Consider the following 19,207-nt stretch of genomic DNA (forward strand, 5'->3'; position numbering starts at 1 on the left):
TAAAAAGGTTATTCTCCTGTTTCGATTAAAGGAGCAGAAGAATAAAGTAATAGAGAACATAAAATATAAAAATCAGCTTTAATTAATAGGTTAATAATAAATTATATAAAATATCATAGCACAGAAATTTTTAAAATATAAAAAGATGAAAATTTTGCTGTGTATTTGTAAGATATAACGTTTATCCTGCTATTTGTGAACATTAAGAGCACTACCTTAAGATTTTAGGGGAACTAAGAAGATAGATGGAATGTTCGTAAAAGTTCGATTGGTGAGGTTAATAGTCGGTAGGGATGTAAAGTCTCCTACCGATTAAAGTTTTACTGTATTATTTGTTCTGACAGTTACTAAAAAAGATACATAAATATTCATTTTTTTGAGTATATAGATGCTTGACAATACAATAGTGAAATGGTAATCTGATTTTATATTCTTTATAAAGAATATAAACGTTTTATTGATATATTAAATTCGAGGATTTTTATTCATATAAAATTCAGATGGTAATATTTTGATTCGGATTAAGAAGATCATACCTTTGTTCTTTTTTTGAGAAAATTAAAATGCAAGGGTTTACATTAGGATAGGTAGCCTGAAAGCTTGAATACTTCAACTGAAAAAAGATTTAAGGCTATAAAATTGGGTTTTAAAATCTGTTATGCGTAAACGAGGTAGTTTGAGGAAAGGGTTTTCTGGTATATTAATAACATTTTTTTGATATATCTGGTAATTTGCTTATCCATCGGGTTTTCCCTTAATTGTCTCGTAGTGGGAGGAAAAAAATGAGTGCAATAACCGGAATTTATCATTTAAATGGAGAACCGATACCGCCTGAACATAGGATTGGAATCATGAAGGATTTATCTCGTTATCCAGGTGACAATACCGATATATGGCACAAGGAAAATATTTTTTTGGGCTCCCATGCAAAATGGATAACATCTGAATCTATTAATGAACAATTACCTTACTATGATTATGAAACACAGTTGGTTATAACTGCTGATGCTATTATTGATAATCGCAATGAATTATTCGATAGATTGCAAGTAGAAAAGGTACATAGAAGAGAGATGCCTGATAGTAAGTTGATTTTACTCGCTTATCAAAAGTGGGGAGAGCATGTACCAAAGTATCTAATTGGTGATTTTGCTTTTATGATTTGGGATGAGAGAAAGCAATTACTTTTTGGTGCACGTGATTTTTCAGGAAGTCGGACTTTTTACTTTTACCGCAATCAAAATCAATTTGCTTTTTGTACTAGCATACAACCGCTGTTTTCTTTACCATACGTCGGGAAGGAATTGAATGAGCAATGGTTAGCTGAATATTTAGCAATACCTAATATGCTTGATACAATAGATGCATTTTCAACAGTGCATAAAAATATAGAGCAAGTCCCCCCTTCTCATACTATCTCCGTAGTTAAGGGAAGAGTTAGTATTGCGAAATACGACACGTTATTTGTAGAGGAGCAGTTGCAACTCAAATCAAATGAAGATTATGAAGAGGCGTTCAGGGACGTATTTGAAAGCGCAGTAACATCAAGGTTACGTACTCATCGTAATGTTGGTTCTCATTTAAGTGGGGGATTAGATTCAGGTGCTGTTGCTAGCTTTGCTGCGAGAGCTCTGCAAAAAGAGAACAAAAAATTATATACATTCAGCTCAGTACCTGCAGAAGGATTTACTGATTGGACTCGTGGCCATACGATTGCTGATGAAAAGCCATTTATCCAAACTACAGTACAGCATGTAGGGAATATTAAAGGGAATTATTTGAATTTCCCGGGAGAAAATTCTTTCTCAGAAATTGATGATTGGCTTGAGATTATGGAGATGCCATATAAATTTTTCGAAAATTCCGTCTGGGTGAAAGGAATTTATGAAAAAGCCCAACAACAAGGGATTGGGGTGCTCTTAAATGGAGCGAGAGGAAATTTCACAATCTCTTGGGGGCCAGCTTTAGATTATTATGCGACTTTACTTAAAAAATTCAGCTGGTTGCAGCTTTATCGTGAAATTGATTTGTATGGTAAGAACGTTGGGGTCAAAAAATCGAGAATACTGAAAGTTGTAGGGGAGAAAGCATTTCCATCGATAAAAAACATGTTTTCCTCGGAACAGCAATACGAATTGCCAACGTTAGTTAGTCCAGAACTTGCAAAACGTACTGATGTATTTAGAAAGCTTGAAGAACATGGTGTGAAAGTAACAGGGGCTTCTATCCCAAATATATATGAAATAAGGCAGAAACATTTTGAACAGCTAAACTTGTGGAATACAACGGGTACAAGTGGAACAAAGCTCTCCTTGCGCTATGGTTTACAAGGGCATGATCCAACGAATGACTTACGGGTAATTCGATTCTGCTTATCGTTACCACTCGAACAATTTGTTCAAAATGGCTTAAATCGTGCACTTGTCCGGAGGTCCACAAAAGGATTTCTTCCTGACAAAGTAAGATTAAATCAACGTGTGCGAGGAATACAGGCAGCTGATGTGGTTCATCGCATGATTCCTTCATGGAAAATGTTTATCGAGGAACTTCAGCAGCTTAGTAAAGACCCAGTGGCCTCTAACTTTTTTAATATAGAGATTATTAAGAGTGCGATTTTGAAAATTCAAGGAGAACCACGAGTAGAATACGTGTTTGATCCGGATTTTAGAATTTTAATGCGTAGTCTTATTGTCTATCGATTTATCAAAAAATATATTTGAAAGGGGGTGAAATTATGAAACAAGAATGGCAATCACCAGTATTAGAAGTGCTTGATATCAACATGACAATGGCTGGACCTGGAAAGAGACTTGTTGACCAAGTTTTTGAAGATGAGGATGAGCAAGGCGCACTTCACCACAGCTAATGCACTAATATTTAAATGAGATTTATATGCTTTACAGCCCTTATATAGTTTAATTACGGTATAAGGGTTTTTTTTAATCAATTTTTCAACTATTTGGAGTGAGAAAGATGATACATACTGTAAAGAAAGAGATTTACAAAGCCTTCGGATTAGCCCTATTAAGTGAGATTCCCCTGCCGGAATTACCTCAAGTAAGTAATTACGAAAATGAAGTAGACGTAAAAATAGAAACTGCAGATTTGTCCCAATTATGGGGAGAGTTATCTTCTCCGAAGTCAGTATTTGTAGTTGAAGAAGAATTAATTATGTTTCAAATCCCCGAAACTGCTACGTTTTGTATTCAAAATGGAGAAAAAATTATTGTTTCACCTATGAAAGGGTCTGATCAAGATAAGATTCGGCTTTATATTCTTGGGACTTGTATGGGGGCATTGTTGATGCAGAGAAAAATACTCCCTCTGCATGGAAGTGCAATAGCCATCAATGGAAAGGCGTATGCTTTTGTAGGAAGATCGGGAGCTGGAAAATCCACTCTTGCATCAGCCCTTTTAAGCAAAGGCTATCAGCTTTTAAGCGATGATGTAATTGCTGTGTCTCTTTCTGAGGATAATACTCCTTTTGTTACACCATCTTACCCGCAACAAAAGTTATGGAAAGAGAGTCTTGATCAGTTTGGAATGGAGACAGCGCATTATCAGCCATTATTTGAAAGGGAAACTAAATATGCTGTCCCCGTTACAGCTAACTTTTTCGAGGAGCCATTACCATTGGCAGGTGTATTCGAATTAGTGAAAGTAGAAAATGGGGATGTTGAACTTCAGCAGATTGAAGGACTGGAGAGACTACGCACATTGCTGCGTCATACATATAGGAATTCATTAATCCCACGATTGGGGATGATGGAATGGCATTTTATGCATTCTACAAATATCGTAAACAAAATAGATATGTTTCAATTGAGACGTCCTATTTCAAAGTTTACGGCACATGATTTAGTATCCAAAATTCTAGAGTCTTTAAAAGAGGAGGAAAAATAATGAGTAGTAAACAAACAATTTCATTACACAGTTTTGTTGTACAAGGTCAGGAAAATGTAGTGAGCGATATGGATGGGGAGAAAGTGATGATGAGCATCCATAATGGGAAATACTATAACTTGGGAGGTATAGGTGGTGAAATTTGGAGTTTAATTAATGAATTAATATCTGTGAATCAAGTGATTGATATATTATTGTCTCGATATATGATTGAAGAGGCAGAATGTAAGGAACAAGTACTCTCTTTCTTAAATCATTTGTATGCAGAAGGGTTAATCTCGGTTGATGAAAAACTTTGATTTTTAATTGAACGTTCCAGATTTAATAGATTAGGAGTAGGATCGATGAATATCATAAATAAAGCCAAAGCTTTCTTGTCGTTCGATATGGGAACAAAATTATTACTTATAGAAGCTTTCTTTTATTTAGGCTGGGCTCGTATTCTTAAAAGTATACCGTTTTCTAAAGCTGCTCCTATATTAGGAATTCATATGGCAGAAACGTCTTTAAGCCATGATGAATCGGAAAAGGTTACATTAAGGAAAATTTCTCAAGCAGTGCATATGATGAGCCGTTATACATTTTGGGAAAGCCAGTGTCTCGTTAAAGCTATCGCTGCAATGAAAATGTTGGAGAAGCGCCAAATTGAAAGTACCCTTTACTTAGGGACCGCGAAAGATGAGACAGGAAATATGATTGCCCATGCGTGGTTACGTAGCGGGCCCTTTTATATTACTGGCGTAGAAGAAATGAAGAGATTTACTGTTGTTGGTAAATTTGCAAAAAGGATAGGGTAAAAAAATCTTGAAGGAGAATGAGATGTATACCGGTTGTAATCTTGATTTGAGTCATTTACCTAAAGAACTAAAATTGTTACTTGAAATTATAAAGAAGGAAGATAAAGAGATACAAGAAATCCCGGGAGACTGGTTCATAAATATTGATTGGAACAAATTTTTGAAACTGGCGCTGCATCATCGTATGTACGCGTTCATTTATCCAAAAATGAAATCTATTGATAAACAGTTAGTTCCATCAAATGTTGTGCAAGTATTAAGTACATATTTTAAAAGGAATACATTCCATATGCTTCATTTAAGTGGAGAAATGGGAAAGGTAAGTAAATTATTTGCTGAAAATCAACTTCGACTTCTATTTTTGAAGGGCCCTATTCTCGGCGCAGATCTATATGGAGATGTTTCTCTTCGAACATCAGGGGATCTGGATGCCCTTGTTCCTATAGATGATCTTGGAAAAGTGAACGAATTACTTGTAAAGAATGGTTATGTCAAAGAGGATGATTTTCCGACGGTTATGAATGAATGGAAGTGGAGACGCCACCATACAACTTACATGCATCCGATAAGTAAGGTGAAATTGGAGATTCATTGGCGACTACACCCAGGACCGGGAAAGGAACCACGCTTCGATGAGTTATGGGGGCGAAAGAGGACGAGTCCTGTCACAAATTATCCTGTCTATTTTTTAGGTAGAGAGGATTTGTTTATGTTTCTTGTGACTCATGGGACTAGGCATGGTTGGTCCAGGCTTCGATGGTTAACAGACATTGACCGTATGGTAAGGCAAGAAATAGATTGGAAAGAACTCACTGCTATGTTGGAAAGATATGGATGTAAACAACTGGTAGGCCAGGCGCTTATTTTATCTTCTGAGCTTTTAGATACTCTTATAATAGAAGAAGAGGCAAAAGTATTAATGTCAGGGAGAAGGGTACCGCAATTAGCGCAGCTTGCTATATATTACTTGGAAAATATGATTAACCTGCATACAGATCCCGTCCCAGAAGAAGTTTCAAAATATCATGAGCGATATTTATATTTGTTAAAGACAAGCTCTCAAAAGCTACTGTTTCATCTTAGTTGGTTGTATCCTTATCCTCAGGATGTGGAAACTTTACCACTGCCAAAACAACTGCATGTTTTATATTTCCCTTTGCGGCCGGTTTTATGGATTTGGAGGGGAATGAGGTACCGTAAGGAGAAGTGAAAATGAGAAATATTTTATATTTTACAAAGCAGTTATACTCTTTTACTGGAAACATTCTCATTGTTAATCTCTTGGGAATGGTATTGGTCAGTCTTGTAGAAGGGATCGGTATTTTACTATTAATCCCTATGATAAGTATTAGTGGTATTGCGAAGATGAATGAACAGGCAAGCCCTCTTTCAGGGGTTCTTGGATTCCTAGGTGAGTTTCCAACTACTTTAGGATTACCACTTGTATTAGGAATATATATTATATTGGTCGTGGGACAAGCGCTTTTGCAAAGGAATATAACAGTTCGTAATGCGAAAATCCAGATACGTTTTATTAATCATTTGAGATTGGAAACTTATCGTGGATTGTTGCAGGCCAACTGGAGTTTTTTTGTGAAAAAGAGAAAATCAGATCTTATCAATTCTTTGACAACGGAATTAGGGCGTGTTAGCGCAGGCACTAATTTATTTTTACAGTTGCTCACTTCTTTAATGTTTACATTTATACAGATTGGTTTCGCTTTTTGGTTAGCGGCAGATATAACGATTTTTGTACTATGTTGCGCTGTGGTACTTGCCTTTCTTTCACGAAGATTTATTAAAAAATCAAAAAGATTAGGTGGTCGAACCTCAGAGAATTCAAAAGCGTATCTTGCAGGTATAACTGATCATTTTAATGGAATTAAGGATATTAAGAGCAATACACTAGAACGATCTCGTTATATGTGGTTACGTAATTGGGTGGAAGATGTGGAACGTGAACAGTTTGCATATATTAAGGTGAGAAATAATTCTCAACTCTTTTATAAAATTGCATCAGCTGTTTTCATTGCTATTCTTATCTTTCTATCTGTTAAGTTGTTTCAGACGAAAACGGAGCAATTATTATTAATTATTCTTATATTTTCTCGTTTGTGGCCACGATTTGCAGGTATACAATCAAACATGGAACAAATTGCAGCGAATCTTCCCGCTTTTAAAGATTTGCTGCAATTACAGGAAGAGTGTAAGAAAAGTATAGAATTGCAAGATATAGAGCAGGATTATGATTGTATAAATCCTATGCAGATAGAACAATCTATTGAGTGTCAGAATATCTCTTTCCGCTACAATAAAGAAAATGCTGTGTACTCACTTAAAGATATTAATTTGCGTATTCCTGCAAATTGTATGACAGCTATCTCAGGGCGTTCTGGTGCTGGAAAGAGTACATTAATTGATATCATAATGGGACTTATGCAGCCAGAGAGCGGTCAGCTATTAATAGATAACAAACCGTTGATAAGTAAGGACCTATTATCATTGAGAAAATCTATTAGCTATGTTCCTCAAGATCCATTTCTATTCAATGCCAGTATAAGAGACAATTTGAGAATGGTTGAACCAAATGCAAGTGAGGAACAGATTTGGGAAGCTTTGGAATTTTCTGCTTCCGCTGAGTTTGTTAGTAGGCTCTCACAAGGATTGGATACAATGATTGGCGATAGGGGAGTCAAACTTTCAGGGGGAGAACGACAACGTCTTGTTCTGGCTAGAGCGATACTTCGAAAGCCTTCTATTTTAGTATTAGATGAGGCAACAAGTGCGTTGGATGCTGAAAATGAAGCGAAAATACAAGAAGCATTGGAAAGATTGAAAGGAAGCATGACAATTATTGTCATTGCACATAGACTATCTACTATACGTAAAGCTGACCAAGTAATTGTAATGGATCAAGGACAAATTATTCAACATGGTAGTTTCACACAACTGGCGAAAGATGAAAGTGGTTTGTTTAGTAGCCTACTTGGACAACAGGCCAAAGTAAACATTTAAATATGGCTTGTTATAATTGTTTTTTATAAATTCACGGAATACACTGCCTTTATTTCTTTCGGGTCGGTAACACAATTTGATTATTTATGGTTTGGGGTATAAATGGTATTTGTGTACTGGTCTTTTTATGGAAATATGAGCTTAATTTAATTGTGTGACCAGTAAAAAAATGAGAAATACTTTTTGTGACTTATTAATATACCATCTATATACATGTATAAATATCCGTGTTATAATTTAACATGGAACCTGATTTTATTTATACCATATAACAAAAGCAGCGAGACCCCTCGTCTTTAGGACTAGGGGTCTTTTCTATTTTCGTATATAAAGGTTTATTAGTGTAGTTGTGATAATATATTTTGAATTGCTACTAATTTTATATAAGTAATTAAGAAGGGAAACGATTTGAGGAGAGGAAAGAGAGATAGTGAAGAATATTATATAAGTATTTCTTTTTATTTCATTTGAGTTTTTCTCTCAAATCCTCCAGGATGCCTTAGTTAACAGATAAACAAGGAAAAGTAACAATTTCTTAATTAGTTATATATTATTTCATGTATTGTTAAATAGATTTAAAAGAATTTATATGTGGTATTGGATATTTCTGTAAAATGTAAATGTATCTTTTGTGATGATATTTTATAGGATTTTTATTAAAGGCTAATCCACGAAGATTTATTTTTTTATAAAGCATAGTGTTCTGGATTGCGAATCTTAATTTCTAGATATGCTATTTAAGATAATATAAGAAAAATGAAGAAATTTGTAGAAATTTGTAGAAAATTAAGGCTATAATGGTAAAAAACAGTAAATATTAAATTTTTCTTTCTTATTTTTGTCCTTTATAATGAGCTATGAATACGACACATGAGGCAAATAATGTATATTGCCTCTCCCTAACTTTGATATACACCTTTTTCCGACCTCCGTGTTAATTGCTATTATTTTGTTATACCGATTAGCGAAGGGAAAAGGGTGTATCTTTTTTGTATGAATAGTCCTAATAGATATTTTGGGTAGAAAGCATTTCTTGTTTTTCGTGACAAAAACAATAGAGAATGGGATAATAAGGACAGTGTGTTGGTGGTATGACCAATTTGGTATATAAGGAGAGAATGATATGCTAGATATTCAACAGATTAAAGAAATTATTCCACATCGTTATCCATTTCTACTAGTCGATCAAATTCTAGAAGTAGAAGAAGGAAAGCGTGCGGTTGGGATTAAAAATGTAACGGCAAATGAGGAATACTTTAATGGACACTTTCCAGATTATCCTGTGATGCCAGGTGTTCTAATTGTAGAAGCATTAGCGCAGGTGGGTGCTGTTGCGGTATTAAAAAAAGAGGAGAATCGTGGACGCCTCGCATTCTTCGCTGGTATTGATAACTGCCGCTTCAAGCGTCAAGTACGTCCAGGTGACCAACTTCGTTTAGAAGTGGAAATGACACGTGTACGTGGACCAATTGGAAAAGGGAAAGCAGTTGCAACTGTAAACGGTGAAATTGCTTGTGAAGCTGAGGTTACATTCGCGCTTGGTGATAAGAAAGAATAAAGATATGATAAGTTGGGAGGTGAATGAAAATAAACTTTTCATTCACCTCCTTTTTAATAAAAGAAAAGTAAGAGAATTTGTTGATAGGTAGGTTCTCTTTATTTAAACAAACATTTGATTAAAAAACATAAGGGATTTTCGGGAAAACTTTCTCAACTTAGCATCTAGAAACGCTGTTGAAAAATAGAATAAAAATTTATAATGGAAAGTGTTTTTTAAACGAGTCATTATAAATATACAGGTAAATTTATAATATATTCACTAATAATACTAACTACATTCACATATTATCAATACATGGTGAATGTAAACCTATACCCGACAAAGGATATCTAAATTTGTCGAATTTGTCATTATAATATTTGTCAATTTATTAAATGAATTTCTCAACCATTATTGTTATACTAATGTAAGTTATGTAATATGTTAAATAGTTCCCTAGGACTAAACATGATTAGGACTAGATACTAGATTCTTATTGTCAGCCGCAAATCTGACATTTTATTTATTTATAAAGGAATTTATGACAAATTATTGGAAGCTGGAGGAAGGCATGGAAGAAACAATAAGTTTGAAAGAACTATTTACTATTTTAAGAAAACGTTTAGTTATGATCATCGCAATTACGATTGGGGCAGCTCTTGTAAGCGCAATTGTAAGTTTCTACTTTATAACGCCGATTTACCAAACTTCAACGCAAATTCTTGTTAACCAAAAGAAACAAGAGGGTGTTTTCCAACCTGGGGAAGTACAAACAAGTCTTCAATTAACAAATACATATAAAGTTATTGTGAAAAGCCCAGTTATTTTAGATCAAGTGAAAGAAAAGTTGAAACTGAATATGTCAACTGGAGCATTAAATAACAAAATTAACGTAGCTAATGAGAAAGATTCGCAAGTTATTGCGGTTACAGTACAAGACAAAGATGCAAAATTAGCTCGTGATATCGCAAATACAACAGCGGAAGTATTCAAAAGTAAAATTGCAAAAATTATGAGTGTAGATAACGTAACGATTTTATCAAAAGCAGAAGTGGCGGAAGGGCAATCTCCAATTAAGCCTAATAAGATGTTAAATGTAGCTATTGCATTTGTCGTTGGCTTAATGGCTTCTGTCGGACTTGCATTCTTACTAGAATATTTAGATAACACATTCAAAAAAGAAGAAGATATCGAAAAATTTCTAGGTCTACCAGTTCTTGGAGTGATTTCTCATATAGAAGAAGATAATGTGAAAAGCAGAAGTCCGTCAAGGGCAAAGAGAGTAGGAGGGCATACAATTGGTTCTTAAGAAAAAAGCATCACGCGCACGTCGTCGGCTTATTGCATATGAACAACCGAAATCATTTGTTTCCGAACAATATCGAAATGTACGAACAAATATTGAATTTGCATCCGTTGATAAAAAAATTCGTTCTCTTATAGTTACATCCGCTAATTCAAGTGAAGGAAAGACAACAACAGCTGCTAACATTGCAATAGTCTTTGCACAGCAAGGTAAAAAAGTATTACTCATTGATGCGGATTTACGTAAGCCTGCACTACATCACATGTTACAAGTTGAGAATGTTTTTGGCTTAACAAGTGTATTAACACGTAGTAAAAAACTTGAGACATGTGTAGAAAATACAAAAATTAGAAATTTAAACTTCCTGCCATGTGGGCCAATCCCACCAAACCCAGCGGAATTATTAGGGTCAAACTCGATGAAAGATTTACTTTCAGAAGCATATGGCATGTATGATCTCGTTATCTTTGACACATCTCCGATTTTACCAGTTACTGATGCGCAAGTCATGGCAAATCAATGTGATGCTTCTGTACTAGTTGTCCGAAGTGGCGTAACAGAAAAGGATACGGCGATTAAAGCAAAACAAGCACTTGATGGCGCAAAGGGTACATTACTTGGCGTTATTCTAAATGATAAAGAACAAACAGGATCTGAGTATTATTATTACAGTTCTAACTAACTAAATGAGAGGAAAGAGGAGACATCTTCTTTTCCTCTTATATTCACAATGTGAAGAGTAAATGAAGAATAGATAGAGAAGGGGTGTAAGGGAATGATTGATTTACATTGTCACATTTTGCCTAGTATCGATGATGGGGCACAATCAATCGAAGATAGTATCGCGATGGCAAAGGCAGCATGTAAAGAAGGTATTCATACAATCGTTGCCACTCCGCATCATCAAAATGGTGTTTATATTAATCCAGCAGAAGGCATTCTTCATCAGGTAAAGCAGTTAAATGATAGATTGAAAGAAGAAGACATTAATTTAACCATTTTACCTGGTCAAGAAATCAGGTTATATGGAGAATTGTTAGAAGACTACGAATTGGGTAAAATTGTTACATTGAATCGTACGGATAAATACATATTAATTGAATTCCCAGCAAATCATGTCCCGCGCTATGCAGAAAAAATGTTATATGAACTGCGTATAAAAGGAATCACGCCGATCATTGTGCATCCAGAGCGAAATACGGAAATCATCGAACGCCCTCAAGTATTGTATAAGTTCGTAACTCAAGGCGTACTCACGCAAATTACTGCGGGGAGTGTAACAGGAAAGTTCGGAAAGAAAATCAAGAAATTTTCGTTACAACTCATCGAACACCATTTAGCACATGTCATATCATCAGATGCCCATAACACAACAACGCGCTCATTTCACTTACAAGCAGCATATGAGGTAATAGAGAAGTCATTTGGGAGCTCTACACTTGATTGTTTCAAAGAAAATACATATTCACTAATAAGTGGGAAGATAATTTACCGAGAAGAACCAGAACAGGTGCGACGTAAGAAAATACTGGGTCTCTTTTAAGTATAAACATTTGGTGATGCCTCCTAACCAATATCAATGGAGACACTCGACTATGCTGTGGGTAGAGTAAGCTTTACCTTAGACACGCTTGTTGTCAAAAGCATGGTGTGAGGTCGGGTTAGATGCCTGTTATGATTATAAAATTGTTGGAACCTTTATTATATCCATATATAAATATAATAAAGAATAAGGGGCAATACAAGTTGAAACAAGTAAAAAAAGCCATCATTCCAGCAGCTGGGCTGGGGACAAGATTTTTACCAGCGACAAAAGCAATGCCGAAAGAAATGTTGCCAATCGTTGATAAACCGACGATTCAGTACATTGTGGAAGAAGCAATTGCATCTGGAATTGAAGACATCATCATCGTAACGGGTAAAGGAAAGCGTACAATTGAAGATCACTTTGATCACTCCTTTGAACTATAACAAAATCTACTAGAAAAAGGGAAGTACGAAATGCTTGAAAAAGTACAAGCGTCTTCCCAAATTAACATTCACTACATAAGACAAAAAGAACCAAAAGGACTCGGGCATGCTGTATGGTGCGCATGTAAATTCATTGGCAACGAACCGTTTGCTGTTTTACTTGGTGATGACATTGTTCAAGCGGAAACACCATGCTTACGTCAATTAATGAATCGATATGAAGCAACGAGATCATCAGTAATCGGTGTACAAACAGTGCCGGAAAATGAAACACATCGCTACGGTATTATCGATCCATTAGAACAAAAGGGACGCAGTTATCAGGTGAGCAGATTTGTGGAAAAACCAGCGCAAGGAACAGCACCATCGAACTTAGCGATTATGGGGCGTTACGTATTAACACCAGAAATTTTTATGTTCCTAGAAGACCAACAAACAGGTACGGGTGGAGAAATTCAGCTAACGGATGGGATTCAGCAATTAAATGAAATTCAATGTGTATTTGCATATGACTTTGAAGGTAAGCGTTATGACGTTGGGGAGAAATTAGGTTTTATTCAGACAACGATTGAAATGATGCTTCAGCATGATGAATTAAAAGATGAACTTGTGAAGTATATGAATGAACTTGTACAGAAAGAACTTTTAAACGTATAGATTGTATATAACTGAAAAATAGGCTGTTTTTAAATATAGGGCATGGTTTATAAAATGTTAGGTGTGGGAAGGACTCTTATTTTAAAGTTATATAAAAGAAAGGAACGTGTGTCTTGAGTTATCAAAATAGGCTCTCATTATTAGTATTATTAGATTCATTCATTGTTTTAACATCGGTATACTTGAGTTACTGGTTTATTCATCCTAATGCATTAGACAATATTCCAACTACACTTATTATTAGTTCAATTACGTTACTTTGTAGTCATCATGTGTTTGCTGCAATTTACAAGTTGTACAAAAAAGCTTGGGAGTATGCAAGTATAGGAGAGTTAGAAAATATTTTCAAAGCCGTTACATTCTCTATTATCGTGACTGCAATCGTTCAGCAAGTTATTAATCACGATATTTATTTCCGCATCTTAGCAATCGCATGGATGTTCCATATGCTACTTATTGGTGGTTCACGATTTATATGGCTTATTTTCCGTGATACATACATTTCAAAGAAAACAGATAAAGCTCGTACATTAATTGTAGGAGCGGGTTCAGCAGGAGCGATGATTGTACGTCAGCTTCAAAAAAGTCATGAGGCACATTTAGAAGCGGTAGCATTTGTTGATGATGATCTAAGGAAACAAAGGTTAGAAATATACAATATCCCTGTTGTAGGAACAAGAGAAGACATTCAACGGGTTGTTGATCGTTATCAAATTGAACATATTATTATTGCTATTCCTTCCCTTAGTCGTAAAGAAGTGAATGGAATTTTTGAAGCATGTACAAAAACGAAGGCAAAAACACAAATTGTGCCAATGCTAGAAGATATTCTGGATGGGAAAGTTTCTGTTAATGAGTTTCGTGATGTACAAGTAGAAGATTTATTAGGACGTGAGCCTGTGAAATTAGATGATGCAGATATTGGCGAAAAGATTACAGGAAAAACAATCTTAGTAACTGGCGCTGGAGGATCAATTGGTTCCGAGCTGTGTCGCCAAGTCATGAAATTTAAACCAGGTAAAATTGTATTACTTGGTCACGGTGAGAACAGCATTTATACAATTGAAATGGAATTGCGTTCACTATATAAAGATTCCATCGAAATTACAACAGAAATTGCAGATGTGCAAGACCGTAATAAAATGTTTGAAGTGATGAAGAAGCATAACCCATACATTGTGTATCATGCAGCGGCACATAAACATGTTCCACTTATGGAAAGGAACCCAGAGGAAGCTGTAAAAAATAATATTATTGGTACGAAAAATGTTGCGGAAGCATCGGCTACTTTTGGTATAAACACATTTGTTATGGTCTCTACAGATAAAGCTGTTAACCCAACAAGTGTAATGGGGGCAACGAAGCGTATTGCAGAAATGATTGTGCAACATATGGACACAGTCAGTAATACTCGTTTTGTAGCTGTTCGTTTTGGCAATGTACTGGGAAGTCGTGGTAGTGTTATTCCTTTATTTAAGAAACAAATTCAAAAGGGTGGACCGGTTACTGTTACACATCCTGATATGATTCGTTATTTTATGACAATTCCAGAGGCTTCACGTTTGGTTATTCAAGCTGGATCTTTAGCTAAAGGTGGGGAGATTTTCGTTCTTGATATGGGAGAACCTGTTAAAATTGTTGATTTAGCTAAAAATCTTATTAAACTATCTGGTTATCAGGTCGAGGATATTGGAATTAAGTTTTCTGGGATACGCCCTGGGGAAAAACTTTTTGAAGAATTATTGACTGATAACGAGGTACATGAAAAACAAATATATCCTAAAATCTTTGTTGGAAAAACTATTGATATTAATATAGAGGATATACAAGGTATTTTAAAGGAGTTTGGATTATATTCCCCGGAACAAACAAGAGATACTTTAATAAAGTTTGCAAATAATAAATTAGAAAGAAATTTAGATACTCAAAAGAGGATATCGAGATATGTATAAAGTGTTGAAAAATAAGTTAGCAAAAAGAAATTTTCTTTCTAGTTTGCTTATGTTATTAAGTGGAACAATTTTAAGCCAAATTATTGTTTTTGCATCGTCATTTACTATAGCTAGAATTTATAGCCCTAATGATTTTGGACTAGCAGGGATATATGGTTCATTACTTTCATTTGTACTAGTGCTAGCTTCTTTAAAATATGAATCAGCTATTCCTATAGCAAAGAATGATGAAGAAGCATTACATTTAGTAGTATTGTCATTTATTATTGTATGTCTTATAAGTTCCTTTGTATTTATTGGTATATTTTCACTGAAAGATATTATTCTAAATCTAGATAAGGTTAGCGCAATAGTAAATTTCTTATGGGTATTACCTCTAAGTATTTTTTTTATGGGGGTGTATCAATTTTTAAATTATTGGGCTATCCGTAAAAAAAATTTTAGTACAATAGCAAAAACAAAAGTTAATCAGAGTATAGGACAAGTAACCTCTTATGTGATTCTAGGTATTAAATTTAATGGTCCAATGGGTTTAATCATTGGAGATATCATTGGAAAAGGGGCTGGTATAAGAACTTTACTAAAGAGTACATTGAAAGATGTTAATATTCCGAAGGGTATTTCTGTAAATGGGTTATGGAGAGTTCTGAAACAGTATAAAAAATTCCCATTAATATCGAGTTGGTCAGCTGTCATTAATATAGCTGCTTTACAAATACCACCTATTATAATGGTTGCAATCTACAATCAAAGTATAATAGGGTGGTTTGCATTGTCTCAGAAGGTGATTATGGCCCCTTTAGGTATATTAGGTCAATCAATAGCTCAAGTTTACTTAGGGCAGTTGAGTAGTGATATACGCAATAATAAAAAAGGTTTAGAACAATTTTTTCTACGCTTAGTTAAAAAATTGTTTATATTAGGGTTGGTACCATTTTTAGGGGTTTTACTTTTAGGTCCTTGGATATTTAAGGTAGGTTTTGGTGAGCAATGGATTGAATCTGGGGTTTATTCTCAATACTTGGCCCCTATGTATTTAGTATATTTTATTGCTTTTCCTCTTTCTCAAACCCTTACAGTATTAGAATTACAAAAACATCAGTTAATTTGGGATATATCTAGACTTATTGGAGTAATAGTTATTTTTTTCGCAGCAAAAAATTTGTTTTGGGATCCTAAACTAACATTATTATGTTATGGGATGTTTATGGCTATATCATATATTGTATTGTTGACCTTAATTTATTTTAAATTAAAAAATGTTGATAACACATTGAATACATAGAGTGAATTAGTATGGGTTAGAGGGGATAAAATGAAAAAAATACTATGCTTTCCTGTATATAAAGAATTTTATTTTGCGCTATTTTTATTCGCAGGAGCATTTAAACAAGCTTCGACAGGAGCTTTTTTCTTAGATTTGTCTATGTTAGGCCTATTATTATCAGCAACTTTAGTGCTAATAGAAGTTATTAATGAACCTAAAATTAATAAAAGTATTATCCAGCCTATAGGGATCTATATTTTATTAGCTATGTTCATTTTGCTTAGTCTATTTTACAGTAGTAGCCATCTATACGGTCTTGATAAAGCAGTTCGGTTTATATCATTTACTGCTTGGGCATTTATTGGGCCATTTTTTATATTTAAAAATAAAAGAGATATAGAGAAATTTCTATTCTATTCTATTCTTATTTCTGTAATTATGTCTTGTTATGCAGTAAAAGATTTAAAGTCGTCATTAGGAAACGCATATATTGGCTTTGTTTCTGTGAATGGGAGCAATTATTTATCATTAGGTAGAGTTAGTGCTATGGGAATTCTATTGATATTACTATTTTATATTATTAGTAATAAAAATCTAATGGTTAAAATTATGGCATTTATAGGAATCATACTTAACCTTGTGTCATTATTTGCATCAGGTTCAAGGATGCCTTTAGTAGCACTAGTCTGTATGTTGGTTTATATAGCGATTTCATCTATTAAAATAAAAAAGAAGATTTATATTAGAAAAGGATTTAATTTGTTTTTTATCGTCATACTATTGAGCGTTTGTGTATTGGGAACATTAGCTAAAGCGGGTGTTTTTGATACCATGATATACAGGTTTCAGGTGCTTTTAACAGATTCAGGAGGCGGAGAATCAGCTGAAGGAAGAACTGATAGATATGATTTTGCCTTTAAATTATTTGCTGAAAACCCCATTGTAGGAGAGGGCATTGGTGGATTTGGTTATAACTATAATGATACAGACGCTAGAGGCTATCCACATAATATTTTCTTAGAAATAATAGCAGAATTAGGTCTTGTAGGGCTTGTTCTTTTTCTCTTATTAATATTTAGGTGCATTGCACCTTACTTTTATAGAAGTGGTAAGGATGATAGCTTTAGTTACTCTATATTTATAGTATTTTTATTTTATTTTTTAAATGCAAATATCTCAGGGGACTTAAATGATAATAGGGTAATGTTTTGCTTTATGTCTTTATCATATATATCCAGCTGTATTATGGGGATTTCTGGTAGAGGTCTATAGGAATTTACTGTAAGGCAGGATTTGAGATTAAACAGTTTAAATGAGAATTAATAAATGTTTATTTTTTTGTATATTAATATAAAGGGGAAATAAAAGTGAATAACTATTATAACCGATTAAAAGAAAAAATAGGAAATCGTAATGCTAAAGTAGGCGTTATTGGATTAGGTTATGTTGGGCTACCCTTAGCGGTGGAGTTATCAAAAGCTGGATATAATGTATACGGAATTGACTTAGATAATAAAAAGGTAGATAAACTGCTAAATAATAATTCTTATATTATTGATATTAGTAATGAAGAAATTGAATTTATTAATAAATCATGTCAGTTTACTCCTACTAGTAATTTCGAAATTATTAAAGAGTTAGACGCAGTTAGTATTTGTGTACCAACTCCTTTAACTAAGTCTCAAGAACCTGATATGAATTATATTATTGCTGTGATGAATGAAATTAAGAACTATATGCATAAAGGTTTGCTAATTACATTAGAGAGTACTACATATCCTGGAACTACTGAAGAATTAATTGAAGAAGAATTAAAGAATCAAGGGTACATAGTAGGAGTAGACTATTTCCTATGTTTTTCTCCAGAACGGGTAGATCCAGGGAATCAGCACTATAATACAAAAAATACACCTAAAGTGTTAGGTGGAACTACTGAAAAATGTACAGAATTGGGCGTGAATTTATATAGTAGTTTTATTGATACTGTAGTTCCAGTTTCATCTCCCAAGGTTGCAGAGATGAGTAAACTTCTTGAAAATACGTTCCGTAGCATTAATATAGCATTTATTAATGAAATGGCTATGTTATGTGATAAATTAGGTATTGATATTTGGGAAACAGTTGATGCAGCAAATACAAAGCCATTTGGATTTATGAAATTCACTCCAGGTCCAGGGATTGGTGGACATTGTATTCCACTTGATCCTATGTATTTGGCTTGGAAGGCGAAAGGTTCAAATTTCTTTAGTCGATTCATTGAAACTGCACAAGAAATTAATAAGCATATGCCAGAATATGTTTATAATAAAGTGAGTTATGCTTTGAATACACATCAAAAGTCTATAATGGGTTCAAGATTATTATTATTAGGTATGGCTTATAAACCAGATATAGATGATTTGCGTGAATCACCAGGCTTAGAAATTTATAAATTACTTAGAGATGGTGGAGCTCGTGTAGAATATAATGATCCATATGCGCATTCATTTAAAGATGAATATGGAGAAAAAGTTGATTCGGTTGCATTAGACTATTCAAGTTTAGCAGAATATGATTGTGTAATTTTAATTACAAACCATAAAGCTTATAATGATACTATGGTAGTTAAAAACAGTAAATTAATTGTAGATACAAGAAATGCTTTTAAAGAGTTTGATGATACAAAAATTATCAAGCTAGGTGCTAATGAGAAACCCAAAAAAGTTCTTCAAATGCAATAATTTATTAAGAAAGAGGTATTTTATTAATAAAATACCTCTTTCTTTTATTAGGATAATAATATATATTGTTATGTTTATT

General features: G+C 34.0%; 15 protein-coding genes and 1 pseudogene. All 16 read left to right on the forward strand.

Annotated features, from left to right (window positions below):
• Positions 1–782: 782 nt before the first annotated feature.
• The 16 genes and pseudogenes from C568_RS0108180 to C568_RS0108255 all read left to right on the forward strand — a co-directional run bounded on the left by C568_RS0108180 (position 783) and on the right by C568_RS0108255 (position 19,128).
• A complete protein-coding gene (locus tag C568_RS0108180; RefSeq protein ID WP_003202168.1) occupies positions 783–2,720 on the forward strand; it encodes a lasso peptide isopeptide bond-forming cyclase in 1,938 nt (645 codons plus the stop codon).
• A gap of 14 nt (positions 2,721–2,734) precedes the next feature.
• Positions 2,735–2,866 carry a paeninodin family lasso peptide gene (locus C568_RS34145; RefSeq protein ID WP_000808480.1) on the forward strand — a complete coding sequence of 44 codons (132 nt, stop codon included), beginning with the start codon at positions 2,735–2,737 and terminating at the stop codon, positions 2,864–2,866.
• Between the two features lie 107 nt (positions 2,867–2,973).
• Positions 2,974–3,903, forward strand: coding sequence for a hypothetical protein (locus tag C568_RS0108190; protein WP_003202169.1), 930 nt, complete (start codon positions 2,974–2,976; stop codon positions 3,901–3,903).
• The gene (locus tag C568_RS0108195) at positions 3,903–4,202 is read left to right on the forward strand and encodes a lasso peptide biosynthesis PqqD family chaperone (RefSeq protein WP_000095761.1); all 300 of its coding nucleotides are present in this window, start codon (positions 3,903–3,905) and stop codon (positions 4,200–4,202) included. The genes C568_RS0108190 and C568_RS0108195 overlap by 1 nt, the downstream gene beginning before the upstream one ends.
• 45 nt (positions 4,203–4,247) lie before the next feature.
• Positions 4,248–4,700, forward strand: coding sequence for a lasso peptide biosynthesis B2 protein (locus C568_RS0108200; protein WP_018764971.1), 453 nt, complete (start codon positions 4,248–4,250; stop codon positions 4,698–4,700).
• Positions 4,701–4,722: 22 nt separating this feature from the next.
• Positions 4,723–5,910: a nucleotidyltransferase domain-containing protein gene (locus tag C568_RS0108205; RefSeq protein WP_018781217.1), complete on the forward strand. Its 1,188-nt coding sequence runs from the start codon at positions 4,723–4,725 to the stop codon at positions 5,908–5,910.
• Positions 5,911–5,912: 2 nt separating this feature from the next.
• Positions 5,913–7,715: an ABC transporter ATP-binding protein gene (locus tag C568_RS0108210; RefSeq protein WP_018781218.1), complete on the forward strand. Its 1,803-nt coding sequence runs from the start codon at positions 5,913–5,915 to the stop codon at positions 7,713–7,715.
• Positions 7,716–8,838: 1,123 nt separating this feature from the next.
• The gene (gene fabZ, locus C568_RS0108215) at positions 8,839–9,273 is read left to right on the forward strand and encodes a 3-hydroxyacyl-ACP dehydratase FabZ (protein WP_003202177.1); all 435 of its coding nucleotides are present in this window, start codon (positions 8,839–8,841) and stop codon (positions 9,271–9,273) included.
• Positions 9,274–9,826: 553 nt separating this feature from the next.
• Complete coding sequence (locus C568_RS0108220) at positions 9,827–10,564, forward strand: YveK family protein (RefSeq protein WP_018764974.1); 738 nt, start codon at positions 9,827–9,829, stop codon at positions 10,562–10,564.
• Positions 10,554–11,243, forward strand: a complete 690-nt coding sequence (locus tag C568_RS0108225) for a CpsD/CapB family tyrosine-protein kinase (RefSeq protein WP_018764975.1) — start codon at positions 10,554–10,556, stop codon at positions 11,241–11,243. Before C568_RS0108220 ends, C568_RS0108225 begins: the two co-directional genes overlap by 11 nt.
• Before the next feature lie 93 nt (positions 11,244–11,336).
• On the forward strand, positions 11,337–12,104 hold the full coding sequence (locus C568_RS0108230) for a tyrosine-protein phosphatase (protein ID WP_018781219.1): 768 nt from the start codon (positions 11,337–11,339) through the stop codon (positions 12,102–12,104).
• A 203-nt stretch (positions 12,105–12,307) separates the two neighbouring features.
• Positions 12,308–13,189 (forward strand): annotated as a pseudogene (galU, locus tag C568_RS31755) (UTP--glucose-1-phosphate uridylyltransferase GalU).
• Positions 13,190–13,302: 113 nt separating this feature from the next.
• Positions 13,303–15,141: a polysaccharide biosynthesis protein gene (locus C568_RS0108240; RefSeq protein ID WP_018781222.1), complete on the forward strand. Its 1,839-nt coding sequence runs from the start codon at positions 13,303–13,305 to the stop codon at positions 15,139–15,141.
• Entirely contained in the window at positions 15,134–16,426 is a 1,293-nt protein-coding gene (locus tag C568_RS0108245; RefSeq protein WP_018781223.1) for a lipopolysaccharide biosynthesis protein, read from the forward strand. Before C568_RS0108240 ends, C568_RS0108245 begins: the two co-directional genes overlap by 8 nt.
• Before the next feature lie 648 nt (positions 16,427–17,074).
• The gene (locus C568_RS35250) at positions 17,075–17,680 is read left to right on the forward strand and encodes an O-antigen ligase family protein (RefSeq protein WP_231398685.1); all 606 of its coding nucleotides are present in this window, start codon (positions 17,075–17,077) and stop codon (positions 17,678–17,680) included.
• Positions 17,681–17,775: 95 nt separating this feature from the next.
• Positions 17,776–19,128 (forward strand): nucleotide sugar dehydrogenase, encoded by a 1,353-nt coding sequence (locus C568_RS0108255; RefSeq protein WP_018781225.1) that lies wholly within the window; start codon positions 17,776–17,778, stop codon positions 19,126–19,128.
• Positions 19,129–19,207 lie beyond the last annotated feature (79 nt).

It is taken from the genome of Bacillus sp. 95MFCvi2.1, assembly GCF_000374965.1.
Lineage (GTDB): Bacteria > Bacillota > Bacilli > Bacillales > Bacillaceae_G > Bacillus_A > Bacillus_A pseudomycoides.